Source organism: Bacillus sp. SJ-10, assembly GCF_002843505.1.
Lineage (GTDB): Bacteria > Bacillota > Bacilli > Bacillales > Bacillaceae > Bacillus > Bacillus velezensis.
In genome coordinates this window covers 3,160,251-3,185,097 of the sequence record NZ_CP025258.1, presented here as the reverse complement: position 1 = coordinate 3,185,097, position 24,847 = coordinate 3,160,251, and the positions used below count along the sequence as shown (strand labels likewise).

General features: G+C 46.3%; 27 protein-coding genes. 23 read left to right on the top strand and 4 right to left on the bottom strand.

From position 1 onward, the window contains the following. Positions 1 to 32 precede the first annotated feature (32 nt). Positions 33 to 392, bottom strand: a complete 360-nt coding sequence (locus CXL14_RS15720) for a YugN family protein (protein WP_007409688.1) — start codon at positions 390 to 392, stop codon at positions 33 to 35. Between the two features lie 139 nt (positions 393 to 531). On the opposite strand from CXL14_RS15720, the gene CXL14_RS15715 reads away from it, so the two are divergent. From CXL14_RS15715 to coaD, 8 genes are all read left to right on the top strand, one after another. Beyond that, a complete protein-coding gene (locus CXL14_RS15715) occupies positions 532 to 975 on the top strand; it encodes a CBS domain-containing protein (protein WP_014417702.1) in 444 nt (147 codons plus the stop codon). 84 nt (positions 976 to 1,059) lie between these two features. Further along, positions 1,060 to 2,100, top strand: a complete 1,041-nt coding sequence (locus tag CXL14_RS15710) for a CAP domain-containing protein (RefSeq protein WP_014417703.1) — start codon at positions 1,060 to 1,062, stop codon at positions 2,098 to 2,100. Positions 2,101 to 2,263: 163 nt separating this feature from the next. Then, positions 2,264 to 2,674 (top strand): YlbD family protein, encoded by a 411-nt coding sequence (locus CXL14_RS15705; RefSeq protein ID WP_014417704.1) that lies wholly within the window; start codon positions 2,264 to 2,266, stop codon positions 2,672 to 2,674. Positions 2,675 to 2,689: 15 nt separating this feature from the next. Further along, positions 2,690 to 2,929 (top strand): YlbE-like family protein, encoded by a 240-nt coding sequence (locus tag CXL14_RS15700; RefSeq protein WP_003154475.1) that lies wholly within the window; start codon positions 2,690 to 2,692, stop codon positions 2,927 to 2,929. A 70-nt stretch (positions 2,930 to 2,999) separates the two neighbouring features. Then, positions 3,000 to 3,449: a regulatory iron-sulfur-containing complex subunit RicF gene (locus tag CXL14_RS15695; protein WP_003154472.1), complete on the top strand. Its 450-nt coding sequence runs from the start codon at positions 3,000 to 3,002 to the stop codon at positions 3,447 to 3,449. 58 nt (positions 3,450 to 3,507) lie between these two features. Further along, positions 3,508 to 3,780 carry a YlbG family protein gene (locus CXL14_RS15690; protein WP_014417705.1) on the top strand — a complete coding sequence of 91 codons (273 nt, stop codon included), beginning with the start codon at positions 3,508 to 3,510 and terminating at the stop codon, positions 3,778 to 3,780. Between the two features lie 298 nt (positions 3,781 to 4,078). Further along, on the top strand, positions 4,079 to 4,633 hold the full coding sequence (gene rsmD, locus CXL14_RS15680; RefSeq protein ID WP_014417706.1) for a 16S rRNA (guanine(966)-N(2))-methyltransferase RsmD: 555 nt from the start codon (positions 4,079 to 4,081) through the stop codon (positions 4,631 to 4,633). A 4-nt stretch (positions 4,634 to 4,637) separates the two neighbouring features. Continuing rightward, on the top strand, positions 4,638 to 5,120 hold the full coding sequence (gene coaD / locus CXL14_RS15675; protein WP_014417707.1) for a pantetheine-phosphate adenylyltransferase: 483 nt from the start codon (positions 4,638 to 4,640) through the stop codon (positions 5,118 to 5,120). An 18-nt stretch (positions 5,121 to 5,138) separates the two neighbouring features. On the opposite strand, the gene ylbJ is transcribed toward coaD, so the two are convergent. Further along, complete coding sequence (gene ylbJ, locus CXL14_RS15670; protein WP_014417708.1) at positions 5,139 to 6,365, bottom strand: sporulation integral membrane protein YlbJ; 1,227 nt, start codon at positions 6,363 to 6,365, stop codon at positions 5,139 to 5,141. A 179-nt stretch (positions 6,366 to 6,544) separates the two neighbouring features. On the opposite strand from ylbJ, the gene CXL14_RS15665 reads away from it, so the two are divergent. Together CXL14_RS15665 and CXL14_RS15660 are read left to right on the top strand one after the other, a co-directional pair. Further along, on the top strand, positions 6,545 to 7,324 hold the full coding sequence (locus tag CXL14_RS15665) for a patatin family protein (protein WP_014304961.1): 780 nt from the start codon (positions 6,545 to 6,547) through the stop codon (positions 7,322 to 7,324). Between the two features lie 5 nt (positions 7,325 to 7,329). Beyond that, entirely contained in the window at positions 7,330 to 8,352 is a 1,023-nt protein-coding gene (locus tag CXL14_RS15660) for a SepM family pheromone-processing serine protease (RefSeq protein ID WP_014417709.1), read from the top strand. 18 nt (positions 8,353 to 8,370) lie between these two features. On the opposite strand, the gene CXL14_RS15655 is transcribed toward CXL14_RS15660, so the two are convergent. Then, positions 8,371 to 9,618 carry a nucleotidyltransferase gene (locus CXL14_RS15655; protein WP_014417710.1) on the bottom strand — a complete coding sequence of 416 codons (1,248 nt, stop codon included), beginning with the start codon at positions 9,616 to 9,618 and terminating at the stop codon, positions 8,371 to 8,373. 208 nt (positions 9,619 to 9,826) lie between these two features. On the opposite strand from CXL14_RS15655, the gene CXL14_RS15650 reads away from it, so the two are divergent. The 3 genes from CXL14_RS15650 to gerR all read left to right on the top strand — a co-directional run bounded on the left by CXL14_RS15650 (position 9,827) and on the right by gerR (position 11,281). Further along, on the top strand, positions 9,827 to 10,345 hold the full coding sequence (locus CXL14_RS15650; RefSeq protein WP_014417711.1) for a YceD family protein: 519 nt from the start codon (positions 9,827 to 9,829) through the stop codon (positions 10,343 to 10,345). A 21-nt stretch (positions 10,346 to 10,366) separates the two neighbouring features. Beyond that, the gene (rpmF, locus tag CXL14_RS15645; protein ID WP_003154457.1) at positions 10,367 to 10,546 is read left to right on the top strand and encodes a 50S ribosomal protein L32; all 180 of its coding nucleotides are present in this window, start codon (positions 10,367 to 10,369) and stop codon (positions 10,544 to 10,546) included. A gap of 159 nt (positions 10,547 to 10,705) precedes the next feature. Then, positions 10,706 to 11,281, top strand: coding sequence for a sporulation-specific transcriptional regulator GerR (gene gerR / locus CXL14_RS15640; RefSeq protein WP_014417712.1), 576 nt, complete (start codon positions 10,706 to 10,708; stop codon positions 11,279 to 11,281). Positions 11,282 to 11,320: 39 nt separating this feature from the next. Here gerR and CXL14_RS15635 read toward each other — a convergent pair whose 3' ends face one another. Continuing rightward, entirely contained in the window at positions 11,321 to 11,803 is a 483-nt protein-coding gene (locus CXL14_RS15635; RefSeq protein ID WP_007611262.1) for an N-acetyltransferase, read from the bottom strand. A gap of 162 nt (positions 11,804 to 11,965) precedes the next feature. On the opposite strand from CXL14_RS15635, the gene CXL14_RS15630 reads away from it, so the two are divergent. From CXL14_RS15630 to murD, 10 genes are all read left to right on the top strand, one after another. Next, positions 11,966 to 12,847 (top strand): 2-dehydropantoate 2-reductase, encoded by an 882-nt coding sequence (locus CXL14_RS15630; RefSeq protein ID WP_014417713.1) that lies wholly within the window; start codon positions 11,966 to 11,968, stop codon positions 12,845 to 12,847. An 86-nt stretch (positions 12,848 to 12,933) separates the two neighbouring features. Beyond that, entirely contained in the window at positions 12,934 to 14,553 is a 1,620-nt protein-coding gene (gene bshC / locus CXL14_RS15625; protein ID WP_014721143.1) for a bacillithiol biosynthesis cysteine-adding enzyme BshC, read from the top strand. Positions 14,554 to 14,678: 125 nt separating this feature from the next. Continuing rightward, positions 14,679 to 15,110 carry a division/cell wall cluster transcriptional repressor MraZ gene (mraZ, locus tag CXL14_RS15620; RefSeq protein ID WP_007409703.1) on the top strand — a complete coding sequence of 144 codons (432 nt, stop codon included), beginning with the start codon at positions 14,679 to 14,681 and terminating at the stop codon, positions 15,108 to 15,110. A gap of 69 nt (positions 15,111 to 15,179) precedes the next feature. After that, on the top strand, positions 15,180 to 16,115 hold the full coding sequence (gene rsmH / locus CXL14_RS15615; protein WP_007409704.1) for a 16S rRNA (cytosine(1402)-N(4))-methyltransferase RsmH: 936 nt from the start codon (positions 15,180 to 15,182) through the stop codon (positions 16,113 to 16,115). Positions 16,116 to 16,154: 39 nt separating this feature from the next. Beyond that, positions 16,155 to 16,508 (top strand): cell division protein FtsL, encoded by a 354-nt coding sequence (gene ftsL / locus CXL14_RS15610; protein WP_003154442.1) that lies wholly within the window; start codon positions 16,155 to 16,157, stop codon positions 16,506 to 16,508. Between the two features lie 6 nt (positions 16,509 to 16,514). Next, positions 16,515 to 18,659 carry a penicillin-binding protein 2B gene (gene pbpB / locus CXL14_RS15605; RefSeq protein WP_014417715.1) on the top strand — a complete coding sequence of 715 codons (2,145 nt, stop codon included), beginning with the start codon at positions 16,515 to 16,517 and terminating at the stop codon, positions 18,657 to 18,659. Between the two features lie 113 nt (positions 18,660 to 18,772). Continuing rightward, entirely contained in the window at positions 18,773 to 20,692 is a 1,920-nt protein-coding gene (locus CXL14_RS15600; protein ID WP_014417716.1) for a stage V sporulation protein D, read from the top strand. 195 nt (positions 20,693 to 20,887) lie between these two features. Beyond that, on the top strand, positions 20,888 to 22,360 hold the full coding sequence (locus CXL14_RS15595; RefSeq protein ID WP_014417717.1) for a UDP-N-acetylmuramoyl-L-alanyl-D-glutamate--2,6-diaminopimelate ligase: 1,473 nt from the start codon (positions 20,888 to 20,890) through the stop codon (positions 22,358 to 22,360). Between the two features lie 107 nt (positions 22,361 to 22,467). Beyond that, positions 22,468 to 23,442 carry a phospho-N-acetylmuramoyl-pentapeptide-transferase gene (gene mraY / locus CXL14_RS15590; RefSeq protein ID WP_007409707.1) on the top strand — a complete coding sequence of 325 codons (975 nt, stop codon included), beginning with the start codon at positions 22,468 to 22,470 and terminating at the stop codon, positions 23,440 to 23,442. Next, positions 23,443 to 24,798 (top strand): UDP-N-acetylmuramoyl-L-alanine--D-glutamate ligase, encoded by a 1,356-nt coding sequence (gene murD, locus CXL14_RS15585; protein ID WP_014417718.1) that lies wholly within the window; start codon positions 23,443 to 23,445, stop codon positions 24,796 to 24,798. The last annotated feature ends 49 nt before the right edge of the window (positions 24,799 to 24,847 follow it).

Genomic DNA, 24,847 nt, shown 5'->3' with positions numbered 1-24,847 from the left:
AAAAGTACAGCAGAATATGCTGTACTTTTTTATTACATTTGCACTGTTTTTAATGACTCTTCCAATTCAAGCAGTAAAGCTTTGCTTTCAGCGACAACATGTTCCGGAAATTCTTCAGCACTGCCGTATTCTACGCCGTGCGGATAATAATGCTTTCCTAAAAGAGGGGCCTTCAGCTGAATCACGGCCCGGCTGCCGCCGACATCGCCCTCTTTTGCCGTTCCTTGAATCCGCAGATAAAATGTCCCCTCAGGTACTGAAAACTTTTTGTCGTAAGTCACTCTTTCATAATCCCATTGTCCAGCCAGAATGAGCCCTTTACCTTCCATCAGATCATTCAAGCGGCTGAGCTCCGCTGTTACCCCTTCAAGACCGCTGTTTTCAAACTTCAAACCTTCCCCCTCCTTTTAAAAATGCCCTTTCCTGACAATCATAGTATGAAAGCGTTACACTTTCAATGATTCATGCGGTGAAAGTATGCAAAAAGAAAAATTTGACGACAATAGTAGCAGAAAAAGGAGGAATTCCGCAATGACAAAGATCAATAAGCTCATGACGTCAGACTTGCAATATTGTACAGTATTAGATAATGTATATGAAGCTGCGGTGAAGATGAAAGACGCGGATGTCGGCGCCATTCCGATAGTGGATGAAGACGGCGCCACACTTGTCGGGATCGTGACAGACAGAGATCTCGTATTACGGGGAATTGCTTCAAAAAAGCCGAACTCTCAAAAAATAACCGACGCAATGACAGAGCGGGTTATCAGTGCAGAAGAAGACGCCTCTGTGGAGGAGGTGCTCCATTTGATGGCTGAACATCAGCTCAGAAGAATTCCCGTCACAAAGGATAAAAAACTGGTCGGCATTGTTACGCTCGGCGATCTTTCGCTGGCCGAGCAATCAAATGAGCAAGCAGGCCGGGCGCTGTCTGACATTTCTGAAGACGGCGGTCCGGAGGGGTTTATCCATTAAACATAAATCACGGACGATGCAAATAGGCTGTACTGTATAAGAGTAAACAAAAACAGAACGGTTTGAACATATGGGGGTGAGAGGTTGAAAAATATCGCAAGGGCTCTCGTTATCCTTTTGCTTATTTACGGAGCGTATGTTCTGTTTATACAATATGGATCGGCTCCTCAGAAAAAGACGGATCAGGAGGAGCCTCAGGTTTCCAATGAAGAAGAGAGCGGAAAACGGCTGAAAATGCCGTCATCCGGACTGCTTTCTCTCATGGGGAAATCTGCCGCCGATGTGAAAAAGAAACTTGGGGAACCGTCCCGGAAAGATCCTTCTGCCTACGATTACGAGTGGTGGGTGTACAACCAGGGGAAAGACCAATACGTACAAGTCGGTATTTTGAATGATAAAGCCGTGACTTTGTACGCTTCGGGAAGCGGCATCAACGCAAAACCGTTTAAGATCGGCGAATCGACGGGCGAAGTTTTTAAAACGACGCAGGTTTCTCCTTTTGTCAATGTGACTGACAAGGGAAACACGTATCGGTTCGAGTTTTCTGAAGAAGATATCAATACCCGCCCCACCGTCAAGATAGGCGGAATGTATGTTCAGCTGTACATGGACAAATTTGACGGGAATCTGTCAAGCATCAGGGCATTTGATGCGGAAACACTTGTGAAACAAAGGCCGTATGAAGTCATGTACAGAGGAAAGCTGACAGAACCCGAGCCAGTTTCTGATGAAAAATGGAACGACATTGAACGAGCGAGTGAGCAGCAGATTCTCGACATTACAAATGTCATCCGCGTGAAACACGGACTGGCAAGGCTGAAATGGGACGAAGGCGCCGCAAAAGTGGCATTCGGCCACAGCAAGGACATGAAGGATAACAAGTATTTCTCTCACGTCTCAAAGAAATACGGGACTCTGAAGGACCGCTTGGAAAAAGGCGATGTGAAATACCGGGAGGCCGGTGAAAATATTGCCTACAACTATGTGGACGGTCCTGCCGCCGTGGAGGGCTGGCTGAACAGCGAAGGCCACAGAAAGGCGCTGTTAAGCCCGGATTATACGCACCTCGGTGTCGGCGTGGACCGGAAGTATTATACGCAAAACTTCATTAAGCCTTGGCAGTAAAAACCGCAGAGGGGCGCGTCCCCCGCGGTTTTTTTATGTTTTTTCGCGAGCGGCGCTCCTGCTGAAAAAAATATACCTGCTTTTTTTCGCAATTTAGGCGAACATTAAGGCGCATGAACCGATACATTATAGCAGGCAAAACTTTTCGGAGGGGGTGAGAATTGTGGCGAATCAGCAATCACGGCAATCAATCGATGATTTTAAACAATTCGTAAAAAAGCATCCCAAACTGATCCAAAATGTTCGCAAGGAACAAAGGAGCTGGCAGGAAGTCTATGAAAATTGGGTTCTTCTGGGCGGGGATGATCCGATATGGGACCCTTTTAAAGACGAGGCCGTTCAGCCTTCTTCCGACGCGGAAACCAAACAGGAACCAGCTGAAAAGAACGATTTCGTTTCAAAAATGGTCACTGCCGTTAAAAAGATGGATATCAACCAAATGAATGAGCAGATCAATAAAATGAGCCAGTCCATTTCATCATTGCAAAGCCTTTTAAGCCAATTTTCGGGGAGCAGCACGAAGCAGCCCCGGCAAGGCTCCGGACAACATCCTTTTTCGTTCAGAAAGGATTAAAGAAGGGGATCGTGTATGCGAAAAGAGGTTCAGGAATTCATATCCGCAGATGAGGAACGGAAACGGTTTATACGGCAGCGTCCCGTCTGGTACCGCAGACTTGCGAGAAAACCGGACGATCTCAATTCCTTTCAGCTTGACATGATGAATTTTTATGAAAAGACGATACCGCATCGGGTAAGCCAATTCTCAAACGGGATTCAAATGGCGCAGATGATGATGCAGATGGTTCACGCCATGCGTTCACAGGATTAAAAAGCGTTTAAACGCCGCATTTTCCAATTGGGTGGTTTCATGGTAAACTAGCAACTGGAGGTGCGTATTTATGTATGCAACAATTGAGTCCGTCAAGCTTCAAAGTGAAGCGGAGCAGCTTGCCGGCATGATTCTGCAGTCTGAGACGGCTGAAAATTACCGCGATTGTTACAAGCGTCTCCGTGAAGATGAAGAGGCAGGGCGGATCATTCGTTCTTTTATGAGCGTTAAAGAGCAGTATGAGGATGTGCAGCGCTTTGGCAAATACCATCCTGATTATAGAGAGATTTCCCGCAAAATGAGAGAAATGAAGCGGGAACTGGATTTAAACGATAAGGTGGCCGAATTTAAAAAAGCGGAGACTGAGCTTCAGTCGCTGCTTGACGAGATCAGCATTGAACTCGGAACGGCCGTCTCGGAGCATGTAAAAGTTCCGACGGGGAATCCTTATTTTGACGGCCTGTCATCCTGCGGCGGCGGGTGCGGTTCCGGCGGCGGCTGCGGATGCAAAGTTTCCTGACGAGACGGCCGTCTCGTCTTTTACATAAAATGAACAGAAAGTCAGGCGGGTGATCATGATGGAAAATAAGCGCCAAGGCATAATCGTATATCTGCATTCTTTAAAACACAGCAAAATGCTGAGAAAATTCGGCAACGTTCATTATGTTTCCAAGCGGCTGAAATACGTTGTGCTGTATTGCGATATGGATCTAATCGAAAAAACAATGGAAAAGATTTCTTCTTATTCTTATGTGAAGAAGGTAGAGCCTTCTTATAAACCTTTTTTAAAGCTGGAATTTGAATCAAAGCTTGATAAAGCGAAAGAGTACGATTATAAAATCGGCATATAAAAAAATCCCCGCAGATACCTGCGGGGTCCTTCTATTCCTTAACAAGTTAAGGAGAAGGAAAAGGGAGAGGAGAAACCGGAGGAAGAACTTATGGGGAAACGTAAGTCTTCTCCGCGGTTGGCAACAACATCATTCATTGATGCTGTTACACTTAGTCTTGACAGGAATGTGAATATGTATACACGATTTCACGTTCATTGTTTGAAAGAATGCTTTATGATAAGATAGGGATTGTTTTGATACATAACGGCTCAGCCGATGAGAAACATCAAAGTTTTCAGAAAAAGTGGTGTGAATAATGAGAGTAATTTCCGGTTCAAGAAAAGGACGAGCCTTAAAGGCTGTGCCGGGCACATCAACAAGGCCGACGACGGATAAAGTAAAAGAGTCTATTTTTAATATGATCGGCCCGTATTTTGACGGAGGAACGGGGCTGGATTTGTTTGCGGGGAGCGGCGGTCTCGGGATTGAAGCGCTGTCGCGCGGATTTGACCGCTGTATCTTTGTGGATCGTGATTTCAAAGCCATCCAAACGGTAAAAGCGAATATCAAAGCGCTTGATCTGCTGTCTTCAGCGGAAGTATACCGCAATGATGCAGAGCGGGCCCTCTATGCCGCGGCGAAACGGGAAAAAGGTTTTGACGGAATTTTCTTAGATCCTCCGTATAAGGAACAAAAGCTGAAAGCGCTTATCGAAATGATTGATGAGCAGAACATGCTGAATGAAGGCGGTTTTGTCGTAGCCGAGCATGATAAAGCCGTTGCGCTTCCTGAAGCCGTCGGCGCGCTTTCCGTAACAAGAAGGGAAATTTACGGGCTTACAGGAGTGACGATATACCGAAATAGGGGGTAATGATGTGGCAAGTATAGCTGTATGTCCCGGAAGTTTTGATCCCGTTACCTACGGACATCTGGACATTATCAGACGGGGGGCAAACGTGTTTGAGCAGGTGTACGTATGCGTGCTCAATAATTCTTCTAAGCAGCCGCTGTTTACAGTTGAGGAACGATGTGAGCTGTTAAGAGAAGTGACAAAAGACATACCGAATGTTACGGTCGAGACGTCACAGGGACTGTTAATCGACTATGCGAAAAAAAAGCGGGCGAAGGCGATTATCAGGGGGCTCAGAGCCGTTTCTGACTTCGAATATGAGATGCAGGGGACTTCCGTCAACCGCGTGCTCGACGAATCAATAGAAACTTTTTTTATGATGACGAACAATCAGTATTCTTTTTTAAGTTCAAGCATCGTAAAAGAAGTCGCAAAATATAACGGGCCTGTTTCAGAGTTTGTTCCTCCGGAAGTTGAACAGGCGCTGAAGCAGAAATTTAAAGGATGAGAAGCGCTGATTGGCGTCTCATCCTTTTTTTGTCCGTGCTGACAGCCTGTAACAATAAATCAATGCGTATACGGCGAGAGCTGTCAGCGTGATGGCGGGTCCGGTTTCAACAAGTGTATTCCATCCGCTGACGGCAGCAGATACCGCTTCCTGATCGCGGAAAGGGAGGAATACGGACTGGTAAGGTTCGTCCAATGCAAGGTAAAGCGGCTTCCACAGTAAGAGAATAAAGAGTGCGGCATAAATGCCCTGAAGGATACGCGCCGCGAAAAATGGTTTAAAGCGGATATCTGTTTCCGATAAAATGCCGGCTACCTGGGCCTGTACGGAAAGGCCGCTGAACCCGAGAATAAAACTCACAATCATGGCTTTCGGCAGCAAGTCGGCATCAGCTTCACTGACCAGTTTGCTCCCAAGTGTAATTTCAAACATCCCGCTGATAAGAGGGATGTCCAGATTTGCCGGAAGATGAAAAAGCGAAAGCAGCGCGTTTGTAAATACAGAAAGCACATCCATGACTTGTACGATTGATAATAACCGGCTGAAAACCGAAAACAATATAATAAAACCGCCCACCATCAGCAAGGTTTGTACAGAAGAGGTGACGGCGTCGCCCAAAATTTTTCCGAGCGGCCGCTTTTCCGAAAGCCGCGCCTTGTGGAGGGCCAGAAATGCTTCCTTCAGAGAAGGGAGAGCGATCGACTTTTTACCGGTATACGCTGCTTCTTCTTTCCGTCCGTATGAACGCATCGTCAGGCCGACGGCGATGTTTCCGAGATAGTGAGCCGATGCCAGCAGAATGCCGAGAGACGCGTTATGAAAAAAGCCGACCGCTACAGCAGCGAATATAAATAACGGATTGGATGAATTGGTAAAAGAGACGAGGCGTTCAGCCTCTACTCTGGAGATTTGTTTATCCTGGCGCAGCCGTGCAGTCAGCTTCGCGCCGGCCGGATTGCCTGAAGCCATGCCCATAGCCAGTACAAATCCGCCGACCCCCGGCACTCTGAAAATGGGACGCATAAAGGGTTCGAGTAAAAGGCCGACAAACTTGACAATGCCGAATCCGATTAAAAGCTCAGATAGAATAAAAAACGGAAGCAATGAAGGAAAAACTACCTCCCACCACATGGAAAGACCGGTTTTGGAGGCTTCGAATGAGGCCTGAGGGTGTGAAATAACCGTCGCCGTCAAAAAAATGAAAAACAATGAAATCAAAAATGTATGAAACTTAGACAAATTCATTCTTACCTCCCCGATGCTAAAATTGCACACTGACATTTATATCATGATAAAATATAGAACAGACCTTAAAGGCGGCCGGGCAAGTACCTATTTGTCATCCTGTACTAATATACGAGCATAGGGGTTCAATTTAGACCATAGAATTCATGTATAGGATGTCTATTAGGGGGTTCGTCGCGTTGGCCAAACCTACAATCGGGTTAGCGTTAGGTTCGGGAGGGGCAAGAGGCATCGCTCATCTCGGAGTGTTATCCAGTTTACATAAGCATCAGATTCCAATTGATATGATTGCCGGCAGCAGCATGGGAGCATTAGTCGGGAGCTTTTATGCGGCCGGGCATGACGTGGCCACGATGAAAAAAGTCGCTAAAGCATTTAAGCGGCGGCTGTACGCGGATTATACGATGCCGAGGCTTGGTTTTTTAAAAGGAGACCGCATCAGGCAGCTCGTTCATGCCTATACGTACGGCAAGCCGATAGAAGAACTGCGGATCCCGCTCGGCATTGTGGCCTGCGACCTTCAGACCGGCGAAAAGCTTGTTTTTACGAAAGGTTCAGTATCCGAAGCCGTCCGAGCGAGCATCAGCATACCGGGCGTTTTCGTCCCGCAAAAAATGAACGGACGTATGTTAGTCGACGGCGCGGTGGTCGACAGAATCCCGGTTTCCGCCGTAAAAGATATGGGTGCTGATATCGTCATCGCCTCTGACGTATCCCGGGTGAAAAAAACGGAAAAGGCGGCACATATTTTTGATGTAATCATGCAAAGTATGGATATACTGCAAAATGAATTGGTCCGTCACCAGACCATTGCCGCAGACGTCATGATCCGCCCTTCTCTTGAATCATTCAGCTCAAGTTCTTTTGCCAACATTGATCATATGATCACAGCGGGCGAAGAAGCCGCAGACCGGATGATCGGCCGGATTAAACAAGAAATAGAGAACTGGGAGGGCTAACTCATATGAAAGCAAAACATTTTCGCTGGGTGTTTATCATCCTGATCTTATTAATCGCTGTTACATTTATTAAGCTTCCGTATTACATCACACAGCCGGGAGAAGCATCAGAGCTGAGACCGCTGATTAAGGTGGACGGAGGCTATCCTGAAAAAGGAAGCCTTTCCTTGATGACTGTCAAAGTAGGCCCCGCCAATCCGTATACATATCTTTGGGCGAAAGTGCATCCTTACGATGAAATCGTCCCTGACGAAAGCATAAAAGAAGAGGGCGAATCGGACTCGGATTATATGAAGCGCCAGCTGCAAATGATGAAAAGCTCCCAAGAAAACGCGGTCATTGCCGCTTATCAAAAAGCCGGGAAACAGGTGAAATACTCATTTAACGGCATTTATGCCAGCTCAGTCGTCTCTGACATGCCGGCAAAAGGAAAAATAGAGGTCGGTGATAAAATCATCAGCGCGGACGGGAAAACATATGATTCCGCCGAAAAGCTGATTGATTATATCAGCAGCAAAAAAGCGGGGGAAAAAGTAACGTTTCACATTGAACGGGACACGAAAGAAAAGACCGTTGACATTGTGCTGAAATCCTTCCCGGACGACCCGAAAAGAGCGGGAATCGGCGTCGCGTTATATACGGACCGGAACGTGAAAGTGAAGCCGGATCTTCATTTCAGCATTGAAAACATCGGCGGGCCTTCTGCGGGTCTCATGATGTCTTTAGAAATTTACAACCAGCTGACAAAACCTGACGAAACAAAAGGCTATAATATAGCCGGAACGGGGACAATCGACGTGGACGGCAAAGTCGGACCCATCGGCGGAATCGATCAGAAAGTCGTCGCCGCAGACAAAGCGGGAAAAGATATTTTCTTTGCGCCGAATCAAAACGGAGCTGAAAATTCTGATTACAAAAATGCGGTAAAAACGGCGAAAGCAATCAAGTCCGATATGAAGATCGTCCCTGTCGACACCATGCAGGACGCACTTGACTATTTAGATCAGATGAAAGTAAAAAGCACCTGATACAGTCAGGTGCTTTTTTTACGCATTCAAAAAACGCTTTTCGTCTTCATCATAGCGGATCGGCGCTTGTGAAAATTCCTGCTTCTCAAACAATGTGCGTTCAGGTTCTTTTATCGGCAGGCTGTAAACCCGTCCCGCCAGTATGTCCAGATCCAGAGCGGGATGAGAGAAAGAAGAGAGCTTGCTGACGAGAGGTGCGGTAAGCTCTTTTTTCTTTGCCGACAGGTACGCCTGTCCTTTTTTCGTCATTCCGAGAAGACGGATATAAGGAGCGCTTGAAGGCTGCAAGAGCCGATGCATGTCTTCTTTTTTCGACCGTGTCAGAATGTGCGTGTTCATCCGCTGCAGCCTCGTCCACGTGTATCGTTTTGTTTTCAATCGTTCCATCATTTCGCGATAGGATCGGGCTTGTCTGATGGTGCGCAGAATTCTGTGCTCAAGGCCTTCTTCCACTTCATAGATTCGGCTCAATTCTTCAGCGGAAAGAGTGCTGAGGCTGTATTTTACATATGAAAAATAGTCTTCCGTGCTGTGCCATATTCCGTATGAATTTCTGTATGCCTCCAGCTCACGCGCAGACGCTTCCGGGAGAAAGCTCCTTGCGGCCGCCGTTCCTTTTTCTATCAGCGCTTTCCGGATGCTTGTTGCGCTGGCTATCCGGCTGTTATCTCCGGGAAGCTCGGCGTCATGATATTGGGAAGCGATTCTGGCTGTCGTATAAGGCTTCATAGCGGAACCGGAGGTGTGTATCGCTCTAACGTAGTGAAAACCGAGAATATTGTTCGGCTTGGACAAATCGAGCATGTCCCGCCCTTTGAATATGTGTGAAAAAGCTTTTGAGGCGGCGGCCGGATAGCTGAGACCCTTTTTCAGCTCCTCTTTCAGAATCAGGCTGCAGTCATCTTCCTTTCGGCTGAACGCTTCAGACGCTTCAATAAAGGGTTCGATCCGCCCGTTTTCGCTGCCGAAAAACAAGCTGCTGCATCCTAAATGATGAAGAAGCGAAACGCTGCCGCGCGCGAATAATTCCGCTTTTTGTACGGCATATATATAAGGGAGCTCAATGACGATATCCACGCCGTTTTCCAGCGCCATTTTTGTCCGGGCCCACTTTGAGACGGCGGCCGGTTCCCCGCGCTGCAAAAAAGGGCCGCTCATCACCGCCGCCGCGACGCTGCTGTCCGTTTTGATTTTTGCTTGTTCCGCATGATAGCGGTGTCCGTTATGAAAGGGATTATATTCAACAACCAGGCCGACTGCTTTCATATTTGTCCCGCCTTTCTTGCTATGTTTTGCTTCGTGTGGTACATTTGCAAATGAAGTGCATATTTTAGTCCGTTTCGTTTAGTGTATGCATAGCCTATCCGGCTGTCAACGATTGCATGACGGCGGCATTATGCTGTAAAGAAAAAATATTGACAAAAACATTCTGAAAAGCTATAATCATGTTTGTTGCTTTCCTGAGGTGATACAAATGAAATGGACGATTTATCAGCTTCATCAAATGGCGAAAAAGAGCTTTGAATTTGATGAAACAGTTGAGTTAAATGAGCTGACAAAATTGAATTCTGACATCCGCCGCATTTCTCCCGTCCGGGTGAAGGGCCGCGCGGAGATTGAATCCAAGCAAGTTTCGTTTGACTTTACGATTTCAGGCGAAATGGTTTTGCCGTGCTCAAGAACTTTAGTTGATGTGCCGTATCCATTTACAATCGCGACAAAAGAACTGTTTAGATTTCATAAGTCGGATGATATAGAAGATGAGGACGTTCATATTGCTGAAGACGATACCGTCGACTTAACTCCGATCGTAAAAGAAGAGATTCTTTTAGAAATTCCTATGCAAGTCTTTTGTGAAACTGAACAAAAAGAAGGAGCCGCTCCCCAAGTGGGGAAGGATTGGCAAGTGATTTCTGAGGAAGACAAGAAAAATCAAATCGACCCCAGACTTGCAGATCTGAAAAAGCTCTTAACACAAGATGATGAATCTTAACTCTTTAAGGAGGTGGGAATAATGGCTGTACCTTTTAGAAGAACTTCTAAAATGAAAAAAAGATTGCGCCGTACACATTTCAAACTAAATGTACCTGGTATGACAGAATGCCCGTCATGCGGAGAGATGAAATTGTCTCACCGTGTATGTAAAGCATGCGGATCATACAACGGCAAAGACATAAATGTTAAAAGCAATTAATGTATGAAGAAAAGCGCGGGAATCTCGGTTCCTGCGCTTTTCTTTTTTTTTTGCCCCTCCGGCCTGCTTCCGCCGAAAAAATTGTGAGCCCCAGTAGTCTATCTAATCTATCAGCGGCATATGTATGAGGTAAATGAGCAAATATGGAGGGAGATACGATTGACGATAACGAGACAAGACGCGTGGACGCAAGATGAAGATTTGCTGCTGGCCGAAGTGGTGCTCAGGCATATTCGGGAAGGCGGGACCCAGCTTTCCGCTTTTGAAGAAGTCGGCAGAGCGCTGACGAGAACGGCTGCCGCCTGCGGGTTCAGATGGAATTCTTATGTCAGAAAACAATATCAGTCAGGGATAGAACTGGCGAAAAAACAGCGGAAGGAATTAAGAAAGCAGATCGGGGTGCATTCCGCCAATATGCCGGGAACCGTCAAACAGCCTCCGATCCGCAGGGCGGAAGGAGAAAAAGAGCTGTCCATTGATGATGTCATTTTGTTTCTGCAGCAATTTAAAGAGTCGCCGGCCGCAGCGGATGTGCGTCATGAAAAAGAAAAACTCACAGAACAGCTGACCGCGCTGCAAAAAGAAGTCGAGGATCTGCGTGAGGAAAATGAAAGCTTGAGAAACAAGCTGGAGATGACGGAAGAAGATTATAAAGCGCTAATTGACATTATGGACAGAGCGAGAAGGATGGTCAATTCAAAAGAAGACGACAGAAAATCGGCGCAGAGCCTGTAAAATGAACCGGCCTGGGGGCGGCGCCCCGCCGGTTTTTTATTATGCCGTTTCTCCGGATGTCATTTCACCGTCCATATCGGGATGCCAGATATAAGGATTTTCTCCTTTATCACGCGCCATATCATATTTAACGGGCTCAAAATTCATCTTATCCCAGAAATCTGCTGATTTCATGCGTGAATTTGTCCTGATCGGCATTCTGAAGGATTTTGCAAAATCAACAAGCGCTTTTCCGTATCCGTTATTTTGATAGCCCGGAAGAACCTCAAGCTTCCAAAGTTCCAAAAAGTCCTGACGCTGATCAAAATACGGATTCGCACCTCCGTTTACCTGATATAAACTCATTCTCGCCACTAGTTTATCCCCGAAGTAAATCCCGTAAAAAGGCGAGGTGCTGTCATTTTCAATGATATTATCCTGAAGATCTTCAAGCATCGACAGCTCCTGCATCCCGTATTCCTTAAACCTTTTAAATTCTTCGAGTGTCTTAAAGTTGATGAGCAGTCGCTCTATTTTCAACACAAACTCCCCCTTTGTTGTGTTCTACCATTATTGTAAACGCTTTAATTGAAAATTCCAACTATAATATGCTTGCCAGTCTTTTTGCTCAAAACGAAATTGAAGTAATTTGCGGCGGCTTCTGCTATGATAATATGGAAAAATGCAGATATAGGGTGTGACAGTGTGAAAATCGGAATTATCGGCGGCGGAGCGGTAGGCCTTTTATGTGCTTACTACTTATCGTCCCGCCATCAGGTAACGGTCATTACGCGGCGGACGGAGCAGGCTGATGCGATTAACTCAGGCGGTATACGGCTTGTGAAAGACGGAATAGAATGTACGGCGGCATGCAGAGCGCAAACGGGCATCACTTCCGGATTCGACCTCTTAATCGCAGCCGTTAAACAGCACCAGCTCAGTGCTGTGCTGCGGGATCTTGAGACGATAAAAGAGACGAATGTGCTGTTTTTGCAAAACGGCATGGGACACATACACGACATGAAAGATTGGCAAACAGATCATTCGCTTTATGTCGGCACTGTTGAGCACGGAGCAAAAAAGATATCAGATCATGCCGTTGAACATACGGGAGCGGGAGCCGTAAGATGGAGTGTATTCAGCGCATCCCGGCCGGAAACGATCAAAAGCATCTTTTCCGGCATGCATCGGGATTTTCCCGTATATGATGAAAACGACTGGTATCGGCTGTTAACGGGAAAACTGATCATAAATGTATGCATCAACCCGTTAACTGCATTGCTGCGCGTGAAAAACGGAGAGCTGTTAAGAAATGACGCTTACAAAAAGTATATGAGAAACGTATTTGAAGAAGCGGAGACAATTCTTGGCCTCGCCGATAGAGAAAAAGCGTGGAACAAGGTTTGCGAAGTGTGCAGACTGACGGAAAAAAATCATTCTTCCATGCTCGTCGATATCATGGCAGGCAGGCGGACAGAGGTTGATGCGATTATCGGCTACCTTGTAAAAGAAGCGGAAAGCCGCGGATTGCCGGCCGTTCATCTCACGTTTTTACACCGCAGCATAAAAGCGTTAGAAAGAAACTGAAACAAAGTCTTTTGAGGTTTTCCGGTAACATGCTATACTCATTTCGGAAACCTAACTATTTATTGGAGAAAGGAAGTTCCAGACAGATGCAGCTAACTGAACTTTCCATCAAAAGTCAAAATAAGTTTGTGCAGCACTATATAGATGGAGAAAACATGTCTTCATTTTTTGATTATGATATTCATTCAGAGGACGTATGGCAAAAGCGGCTCCATGACTTGTCTTCGCGGCCGTTTGCCAGAGAGGAATTAGCGGATTATTTATCCTCCTATCACGAAAAATTTCACTCCGCCGCCATGCAGGCCTCCATCGAAAAACTGAGAGATCCAAAAAGCGCAGCGGTAGTAGGCGGCCAGCAGGCCGGTCTTTTAACGGGGCCTCTTTACACCATACATAAAATTATCTCCATTATCGTACTTGCCAGACAGCAGGAAGAGGCGTTACAGATTCCTGTCGTTCCGATTTTCTGGGTGGCGGGTGAAGATCACGATCTGGAAGAAATCAATTTTGTGCATACGTCAACAGAGAATAAAGGTCCGGTGAAACAGAAACTGCCGCAGTCGTACTGGAAAAAAACATCGGCGGCTAAAACCGAGCTTGATCAGGAAAAATGCGCGGCTTGGATTGATGAAGTGTTCGCTGCTTTTGAGGAAACGGATCACACAAACACACTCCTTCAAAACGTGAAGCGATGTTTACGCTCATCAGAGACATTCACCGACTTTTTTGAGCTGTTGATCGCCGACTTGTTTCAAGAAGAAGGCCTTATTCTGATGAACTCGGGAGATCCGGGGATTAAAAAGCTGGAAACGGGTATGTTTCAGCAGATTTTAAAACACAATCATGAGCTTGCCAAAGCCGTTTCAGACCAGCAGCGTCTTATGCGGGAAGCCGGTTATCACCCGATTATTGAATCGGACAAAGATCAGGCCAATCTGTTTTACGAACACGAGGGAGAGCGTTTCTTAATTGAAAAAGAAAACGGCGTTTTTGTCATTAAGGAGCTTGACCTGAAGTGGACGAACGACGAGCTTCATACCCATATGGAAGAAAAACCGGAATGTTTCAGCAATAACGTTGTGACAAGGCCGCTTATGCAGGAGTTTCTCATCCCGACTCTGGCGTTTATCGCGGGACCGGGGGAGATCAATTATTGGGGTGAGCTGAAGCAGGCTTTCTCATTAATGGGCTTTCGCATGACGCCGGTAGTGCCGAGACTGAACATTACGATTCTTGAGCGCCATATTGAAAAGAAGCTTTCAGAACGGAATATCCCGCTTCAGGAAGCGATCGAACACGGCACCGGACACCTGAAAGACACTTATTTTGAAGAGCAGATTCCGGAAGAGTTTTCTTCTGTAATGGAGCAGGCGAAGTCGCAGATTGAAGCTGTCCATAAAAGCGCAAGGGACGAAGCGCTGAAGGTCGATTCAAGCCTTGAGCCGCTCTTACAGAAGAATGCCGCTTTCATTCAAGATCAGCTCTTGTTTTTAGAACGGACGGTAACGAAAAGAATTGAAGAAAAAGAAGGCTTTGTGCTGCGTGACTATGAAAGAATCCAAAACAGCATCAGACCGCTCGGCGCTCCGCAGGAACGGATTTGGAATGTGATGTATTATCTGAACCGCTACGGTCCAAAATTCTTCACAACCTTCAAACATCTGCCATTTTCTTTTCAAAACCAACATCAGATTGTCAAACTTTGAAATAAAGTTTTAAAGAACCCTGAATAGTTCAGGGTTTTTTTTTATGTGTAAACAGTGTAAAATGAGGTTGTGGAGAGAAGTGGCGGATAGTGGTGAGTTTAGGGGAGAAAGTGGGGGTCCTTATCATGTTTATGGGTGAATACCGGCATACTGTTGATGCAAAGGGCCGCATGATCGTACCCGCAAAATTCAGAGAAGGCCTCGGTGAGCAGTTTGTGCTGACCAGAGGACTGGACCAATGCCTTTTCGGCTATCCGATGAATGAATGGAAGCTGATTGAAGAAAAGCTGAAGGCTCTGCCGCTCACCAAAAAAGACGCCCGCGCATTTACCCGATTCTTTTTTTCCGGTGCGACCGAATGCGAACTGGACAAGCAGGGAAGGGTTAATATTGCGTCATCTCTTCTGAATTACGCAAAACTGGAAAAAGAATGTGTTGTCATCGGGGTTTCCAATCGAATTGAATTGTGGAGTAAGGTAATATGGGAACAATACACAGAAGAGCAAGAAGATTCATTCGCTGAAATTGCTGAAAACATGATTGGATTTGATATATAATGGATCTTCGTGCATCACAACAACAACTGACAATTCAATTCATTCCTGATAAAGGTGGGACCGACACAAATGTTTCAGCATAAGACAGTACTTCTTCGTGAAACCGTCGACGGTTTAAATATCAAACCGGACGGAACCTATGTGGACTGCACCCTTGGCGGCGCCGGGCACAGTACATATTTATTGCAGCAATTATCGGAAAAAGGACGCTTGATCGCCTTTGACCAAGATGACACAGCACTTGAAAACGCAAAGAAAACATTGTCCGAATACAAAGGACAGCTTATTCTGGTGAAAAGCAACTTTCGTTATTTAAAAGAGTGTTTACATGAACACGGCATTACGAGTGTCGACGGAATTTTATTTGATTTAGGAGTATCCTCTCCGCAGCTTGATACACCGGAACGGGGATTCAGCTATCATCATGACGCACCGCTGGACATGAGGATGGACCAGTCGGCCGCCCTTACGGCGAAAGAAGTCGTAAATGAATGGCGGTATGAGGACCTTGTGAGGATTTTCTTTAAATACGGAGAAGAAAAATTCAGCAAGCAGATCGCCCGAAAAATTGAAGAGGCTAGAGAAAAATCGCCTATTCAAACAACCGGCCAACTGGTCGATCTAATAAAGGACGCGATACCTGCTCCGGCGAGAAGAAGCGGAGGTCATCCGGCCAAACGTGTATTCCAAGCCATTCGAATCGCCGTAAACGACGAGCTTCAAGTATTTGAAGAGGCCCTCTTGCAAGCGATAGAGGTGCTGAAGCCGGGCGGAAGGGTGTCTGTGATCACTTTTCACTCGCTGGAAGACAGAATGTGCAAGACGACATTCAAGGAAAAATCATCACTTCCCGAACTGCCTCCGGGTCTTCCCGTGATACCGGAAGAATTTGAACCGGAATTAAAACTGATTACGAGAAAGCCCATTACGGCATCAAAAGAGGAGCTTGAAGAAAATAACCGCGCCCGGTCAGCGAAGCTCCGCATTGCGGAGAAACGAAAATAACGGGCAGCAAATGACAACATTAAAGGAGGTCATCAGCCTATGAGCAACTTAGCTTACCAGCAGGAAAAACAACAACGGCCAGTGATAAGTCCCGAAAAAAAGGTGATTGTCAAAAAAAGGGCTTCCATTACACTCGGGGAAAAGGTGCTGCTCGTCCTGTTTGCCATTGCCGTTCTCTCCACATCAATGTTTATCGTATCAAAGGCATACGCGGCGTACCAATCCAATATTGAGGTGCAAAAACTGGAGGAGAAAGTATCTGAGAAGAATAAGCAGATCGGTGATCTCGAAAAGACGGCTGCTGACTTAAGCCAGCCGCAGCGCCTGATGGATATCGCCAAAAAGCACGGTTTGAATCTGAAAGATAAAAAAGTGAAAAACATACAGGAATGATAACCCATGCCGAAAAAAAATAAGTTTATGAACAGAGGAGCAGCGATACTCAGTATTTGTTTCGCTCTCTTTTTCTTTGTCATTCTCGGGAGAATGGCGTACATTCAATTAACCGGTAAAGCAAACGGTGTAGAACTTGCAACAAAAGCGACCGAGCAGCACGAAAAAAAGCGGACGATAGAAGCGAGCCGCGGCTCTATTCTTGACCGGAACGGCAAAGTGCTTGCAGAGGACACGGCGACATATAAGCTCATTGCAGTGCTTGATAAAAAGATGACGACCGACAAGAAGCATCCTCAGCATGTCAAAGACAAAGAGAAAACGGCGGAAAAACTGGCGACCGTTATCAATCTTGATAAAAGCAAGATTCTGGACATCTTAAACAGGGATGGCGCGAAGCAGGTGGAATTCGGTTCAGCCGGCCGCGATATCTCTTATGCGAAAAAACAAAAGATCGAAAAAATGAATCTTCCGGGTATTTCTTTCTTAAGAGATACGAAGCGCTACTATCCGAACGGCATATTTTTGTCAAATGTTCTCGGCTATGCCGATGTGAATGAAAAAACAAACGAGATACAAGGCTCTTTAGGGCTTGAAAAAATACTGAATAACTATCTGACGGAACGCGACGGATCCGTCACTTACGAAAGTGATAAATCCGGCTGGAAACTTCCGAACAGCAAAGAAAAAATCACCGCACCTAAAAACGGTGACAATGTATATTTAACCATTGATCAGAAAATTCAAACCTTTTTAGAAGACAGCATGACGAAAGTAGCGGAAAAATATAAACCGAAAAAAATTATGGCGGCTGTCGTAGAACCGAAAACAGGCAAAGTGCTTGCGATGGGGCAGCGTCCGAGTTTCGACCCGAATATCAGAAACGTCACCAATTATTACAACGACTTAGTGTCGTACGCGTATGAACCGGGTTCAACGATGAAGATCTTTACGCTTGCCGCGGCGATTCAGGAAAATGTGTTTTCTGCAAACGAGAAATATAAATCAGGAACATATAAAGTGGGAGGCAAACCTGTTAAAGATTGGAACGAAGGCGCCGGTTGGGGTATGACAAGCTTCCGTGACGGCCTCATGAGGTCATCCAATGTTGCTTTCGCCAAACTGGCCAACGAAAAACTGGGGTTTGACCGGTTTAATGAGTACCTGCACAAATTCGGGCTCTATCAAAAAACAGGGATTGATCTGCCCGGTGAAGTATCAAGTAAAATTAACTACAAATATGATTTTGACAAAGCGTCTACGGCTTACGGCCAAGCATCGGCGATAACGCCGATCCAGCAGCTTCAGGCCGTCACGGCGATTGCCAATAACGGCAAAATGATGAAACCTTACGTCATTGATCATATTGTCGACCCCGATACGAAAAAAGTCGTCAAGCAGACAAAACCAGAGCAAGTAGGCACGCCGATTTCAGCCGATACGGCGAAAAAAGTCCGGAACCTGCTCGGAGAAGTCGTGACGTCAGACATCGGAACGGGAAAACCTTATAAAATTGAAGGATTTGACGTCGCGGGTAAAACGGGAACCGCGCAAATCGCCGGGACGGGCGGATATTTAAAGGGAACGAGCAACTATGTGTTTTCATTCATGGGCATGGCGCCGAAAAATGATCCTAAGCTCGTCATCTATGTAGCCGTGCAGCAGCCGCAATTAAAAGCGGGCCAAAGCAGCACTGATCCTGTCGCGGAAATCTTTAACCCGACGATGAAAAACAGCCTCCACTACCTGAATATTGAACCGACGGAAAAAACAGATTCCGGTCAGGAAGAAACGAAAAGCCAAAAGATGCCTGACCTGACAGATAAGACGGTCACGAGCGCTGAGAAGGAAGCGAAAAATGAACATCTCACACCGATTGTCATTGGCAGCGATGTTGCCGTAAAAGAGCAGTATCCGACAGCTGGAGAAGATGTGATCACCAATCAGAAAATCTTCTTAAAAACAGACGGAAAGATGACGATGCCGGATATGTCCGGATGGTCGAGACGGGAAGTGCTTCAATTCAGCAAAGTATCAGGTATTCACATTGATGTGAGCGGTGAAGGTTACGCTTCAAGCCAAAGTGTGAAAAAAGGCAAAGAACTGAAAGAAAATACCGTGATCAAGGTGAAATTTAAAAATCCTGATTAACGGGACAGAGAAGTCCGCGGATGCCCGCGGGCTTCTTTTTTATACGCCGCCGTTCTATGTGTCCAAGCTGAGGCATAAATTGAAACAAGCCTAAATAAGGAGTGGACGGTCCCTTGCGCGTTTCAAATGTAACGGTTCGAAAACGTTTATTACTGGTTTTGCTTTTTGGCGTAATCATTTTTTTGATCATTGACAGCAGATTAGGCTATGTCCAATTTGTGATGGGAGAAAAGCTGACTTCACTGGCTAAGGATTCCTGGAGCCGGAATTTGCCGTTTGAGCCTGAGCGGGGAGAGATTCTTGACCGAAACGGCGTGAAGCTGGCTACTAATAAAAGCGCGCCGACCGTCTTTGTCGTACCGCGCCAGATCCAAAATCCCATAAAAACGGGCAAGCTTCTCGCGTCAGTTTTAAATATGTCGGAAGAGAAGGTCTACAAACACATTACTAAGAAAACCTCCATAGAAAAAATCTCACCCGAGGGGCGGAAAATTTCCAATAAAAAAGCGAAAGAAATCAAAGCGCTCGACTTAAAGGGGGTTTATGTGGCTGAAGACAGCATCCGCCATTATCCGTACGGAAGCTTTTTGTCCCATGTTCTCGGTTTTGCCGGTATTGATAACCAGGGCCTTCTCGGATTGGAGGCTTATTATGATGATGACTTAAAAGGTGTAAAGGGATCTGTGAAATTTTATACGGATGCCAAGGGGAAGAAAATGCCTGATGAAGCGGATGATTACAACCCTCCGAAAGACGGACTTGATATGAAATTGACGATTGATGCCAAGGTTCAGACGATTATAGAAAGGGAGCTCGACAATGCAGCGGCGAAATATAACCCGGACGGAATGATTGCGGTCGCAATGAATCCGAAAAACGGGGAAGTGCTCGGCATGTCAAGCCGTCCTGATTTTGATCCGGCTGACTATCAATCGGTGGATCCGTCCGTTTACAACCGGAACCTGCCGGTATGGAGCACATATGAACCGGGTTCGACCTTTAAGATTATTACGCTTGCGGCGGCTCTCCAAGAGCAAAAAGTAAACTTGCAAAGAGACCACTTTTATGACAAAGGATTTGCCGAGGTCGACGGCGCCCGCCTCCGATGCTGGAAAAAGGGCGGCCACGGTTCGCAATCTTATCTTGAAGTCGTTCAAAATTCCTGCAACCCCGGGTTTGTACAGCTGGGGGAACGGCTCGGAAAACAAAAGCTGTTTCAATATATTAAGGACTTCGGCTTTGGAAAGAAAACAGGCATTGATCTGCAAGGGGAAGGAACGGGGATCTTATTCCCGCTTGACAGAGTCGGACCGGTCGAACAGGCGACAACCGCTTTCGGACAAGGGGTTTCCGTCACGCCGATTCAGCAGGTGGCAGCCGTTTCCGCGGCAATAAACGGCGGAACGCTTTATACTCCGTTTATCGCCAAAGAGTGGGTTGATCCCGTTACGAAAAAAACCGTTAAGAAACAATCGCCGATTGCGAAAAGGCAAGTTATTTCCCAGGAAACGTCAAAGCAGATCAGATATGCTTTAGAAAGCGTCGTCGCTCAGGGAACGGGGCGGAATGCCTTTGTGGAAGGATATCGCGTCGGCGGAAAAACAGGTACCGCACAAAAGGTTAAAGACGGCAAATATCTCGAAAACAACCATATCGTCTCCTTTATCGGTTTTGCGCCGGCTGATGACCCGAGCCTTGTCGTATATGTCGCGGTTGATAATCCGAAAGGTACGATTCAATTCGGGGGAACCGTCGCCGCGCCGATTGTCGGAAATATGATGAGAGACAGTCTGCCTGAGCTCGGCGTCAAACCGCGAAAAAATCAAATCGAGAAAAAATATCAATGGAACGACACAAAAACAATAGAGGTTCCGAATGTTGTAGGGATGTCTGTCTCTGATCTTGAGTCGCTGCTTGTCAATTTGAATATAGACTCCTCAGGAAAAGGAAGCAAAATTGTGAAACAATCACCTGCAGCCGGAACGAAAGTAAAAGAAGGCTCAAAGATCCGTGTTTACTTGAGTGAAGAATGAGTCTTTTTGAGGCAGCCGATTGTTTTCGGCTGCCTCTTATCATAAAGAGAAAAAAAGAAGATAACTTTTAAGATTAACTGGATGTATCCTTTTATTTACGCTAAAATATGAACTGTATGTTTAAAAGCCATTCTGACTTTTATAAACGGTTATCATGATAAAAGAATGAATAGAATTTCTGAGAGGTTTGATACAATGAAACTTACAAAGCTGCTTACATATTTAATGGCCGAACCTGTTCAAAATGACTTTCATGACCCTGACATAACTTCAATTGAGATGGACTCCAGGGAAGTGAGAAAAGGGAGTCTTTTTGTATGTATAAAAGGGTATACGGTAGACGGACATGATTTCGCCCAAAAAGCCGCAGAAAACGGCGCAGCGGCCATCGTTGCCGAGAAAGAGCTTGACGTCGATGTTCCTGTCATTATCGTCCGCCGGTCACAGCGGGCGCTCAGCGTTCTTTCTGACGCGTTTTACGGGCAGCCGACAAAGCAGCTTCAGCTTATCGGCATCACCGGCACAAACGGCAAAACATCAACGACGCACATGGTTGATGAGATTTTCAAAAAAGCGGGAAGGCAGACCGGTTTAATCGGAACGATGTACATTAAAATCGGGGATGAGACATTCCCGGTCAAAAATACAACGCCCGAAAGCGTCACACTGCAAAAAACGTTCAAGAAAATGAATGATGAGCATGTTGACACAGCTATTATGGAAGTGTCTTCTCACGCTCTGTCACTCGGCAGGGTTCACGGCTGCGATTATGATATCGCCGTATTCACGAACCTGACGCAGGACCATTTAGACTATCACAAGACGATGGAAGACTACAGACAGGCTAAAAGCCTCCTGTTTTCCCAGCTGGGCGGCTCCTTTAACCACGAAAAGCCGAAGCGGGCCGTTTTAAACGCAGATGACAAAGCCAGTGCTTATTTTGAAAAAGTGACGGCGGCGCACATCCTTACATACGGAATCGAGAACGATGCCGATGTCATGGCGAAACAAATCGAGATCTCTGCGCAAGGCACAAGCTTTGAACTCGTTACGCCAAAAGGAACAAAGCAGATCACGGTTTCACTCGTCGGCCGCTTCAACGTGTATAACGTACTGGCTGCAGCGGCGACAGCGATCGCAGCGGGTCTGCCGTTTGATACGATCACAAGCGCTCTTGAAGAGCTGCAAGGTGTCAGAGGCCGGTTTGAACTGGTGAATCATAATCAGCCGTTTCCTGTGATCGTCGATTACGCGCACACGCCTGACAGTCTGGAAAACGTTCTGAATACATGTAAAGACATGACAGAGGGCAAGCTTTTCGTCGTCGTCGGATGCGGCGGAGACCGGGACAAAACGAAACGCCCGAAAATGGCGGAAATTGCGGTGCGGATTGCCGACGAACCGATTTTTACTTCAGATAACCCGAGAAGCGAGGACCCGCTGGCCATATTAAGAGATATGGAAAGAGGGGTAGAAGGCACTTACTATCACAGTATCGCAAACCGCGAGCAGGCTATCTTTTTTGCCATTGCCAACGCGAAAAAGGGAGATGTGGTTCTGATTGCCGGGAAAGGGCATGAAACCTATCAGCAGATCGGCAATGAAACATTCGACTTTGATGACGCCGAAGTAGCGGGTAGAGCTATTGTTGAGCTGAATAAAAAGTAAAACAGGAAAGAGTGTTAGAATGAGGGAAATGAAAAGAATTACGGGGACACAATGTGAATATGATAAATACGTATGTCGTTTGAACGAAACGGGAGGAGAAAAGAGCAATGCTTGAGCAAGTGATTTTATTTACAATAATAATGGGATTTTTAATCAGTGTTCTGATATCTCCGATTCTTATCCCGTTTTTAAGACGTTTAAAATTCGGCCAAAGTATCAGGGAAGAGGGGCCGAAATCACATATGAAAAAATCAGGGACGCCGACGATGGGCGGAGTCATGATTATCGTATCCATCGCCATTACGGCGATTGTCATGACGCAGAAATTTTCGCATCTGAGCGCGGAAATGTTTCTTCTGCTGTTTGTCACGATCGGATACGGCCTGCTCGGCTTTCTGGATGACTATATTAAAGTAGTAATGAAACGGAATCTCGGATTGACGTCGAAGCAGAAATTGATCGGCCAGATCATTATTGCCATTGTATTTTACGGAGTATATCATTATTGCCATTTTTCAACCGGCATCCGGGTGCCGGGCACACATCTGTCAATCGATCTCGGCTGGGGATACTTTATCCTCGTTCTCTTTATGCTTGTCGGAGGTTCAAATGCCGTCAACCTGACAGACGGTCTGGACGGTCTCTTGTCCGGTACCGCGGCTATCGCATTCGGCGCTTTCGCCATCCTTGCATGGAACCAGTCACAATATGACGTTGCGATTTTCTCGGTTGCCGTTGTCGGCGCCGTTCTCGGTTTTCTTGTATTCAATGCCCATCCCGCCAAGGTATTTATGGGGGATACCGGTTCGCTTGCGCTCGGAGGAGCGATCGTGACCGTTGCCATTCTGACGAAGCTTGAAATTCTGCTCGTCATTATCGGCGGAGTATTTGTTATTGAGACCTTATCTGTTATCTTACAAGTCATCAGCTTTAAAACGACAGGAAAACGAATCTTTAAGATGAGTCCGCTTCACCACCATTACGAATTGGTCGGATGGTCTGAATGGAGAGTTGTCGTCACATTCTGGACTGCGGGACTGCTGCTTGCCGTTTTAGGAATTTACATCGAGGTGTGGTTATAAGTGGAAAACGAACTTTTTTTGCAAAAACAAAACTTTCTGGTCCTCGGACTGGCGAAAAGCGGATATGCGGCTGCGTCGATTCTTCATGAAAAAGGCGTTAACGTCGTCGTGAATGATCAAAAAGCCTTTGAAGAGAACGAACCTGCCCAAAGGCTTGCAGAAAGAGGAATTGAAGTCATCTGCGGTGAGCATCCGACGTCACTTTTTGATCAGCATCACATTACCATTCTGATCAAAAATCCCGGAATCCCGTATGAAAATATCATGGTGGAGGAAGCGCAAAGAAGAGGCATCCCGGTCTGGACGGAAATCGAGCTTGCGTATTATATCACCAATGCAAAATTCATCGGCATTACAGGTTCAAACGGGAAAACAACAACGACGACCCTGATTTATGAAATGCTGAAAGCTGACTCGATAAAGGCGCTGATCGCAGGGAATATCGGCACTGTCGCCAGTGAAGTGGCTTATCATGCTGACGGTGATGAATGGATCGTCACAGAGCTTTCTTCGTTCCAGCTTATGGGGACTCATGCGTTCAGACCTGAAATCGGCCTGATTTTAAATGTATTCGACGCTCATTTGGATTATCATCACAGCCGTGAAAACTATGAAAAAGCCAAGCAGAACGTGTATCTTCATCAGCTTGAGAGTGATACGGCCATCGTGAATCAAAGCGATGAAACAGTCGTGCGGCTTGCCGAAAGCGGAAAAGCCGGCACCGTTCCGTTTTCAGTTCACCAGGAACTGTCAAGCGGCGCATTCATTAAAGACGGAATGCTGATGTTCGGCAATGAAGCGATTCTGCCTGTTGATGACATCGTACTGCCGGGCGCGCACAATTTAGAAAATATATTGGCCGCTGTAGCCGCGGCAAAAACGGCGGGCGCGTCTAATAAAGCGATTCAGAAGGTGCTGACAAGCTTTACCGGTGTCAAACACCGTCTGCAGTATGTAACTGCGATCCAGAATCGTAAATTTTATAATGACAGCAAAGCGACGAATATTTTGGCCACAAGCAAAGCGCTCTCCGCATTCAAAGCACCGGTTATTCTGCTTGCAGGCGGACTGGACCGCGGCAACGGTTTTGACGACCTGAAACCGTATATGGACAATGTCAAAGCGGTCCTGACGTTCGGACAGACAGCGCCGAAGATAGAAAAACTGGGCAATGAGCTGGGAATACAACATGTCAAACGTGTCGATAATGTTGAACAAGCAGTATCTGCGGCGTTTGCGCTCTCAAATGAAGGAGACGTCATCCTCTTGTCACCCGCGTGTGCAAGCTGGGATCAGTTCAAAACATTTGAAGAACGCGGTGACATGTTTATAGATGCCGTGCATATGCTTAAGTAAGGGCTTGTCTCTGTTCATCGGCAGCCCTAAATGACTTATGCTTGGGGTG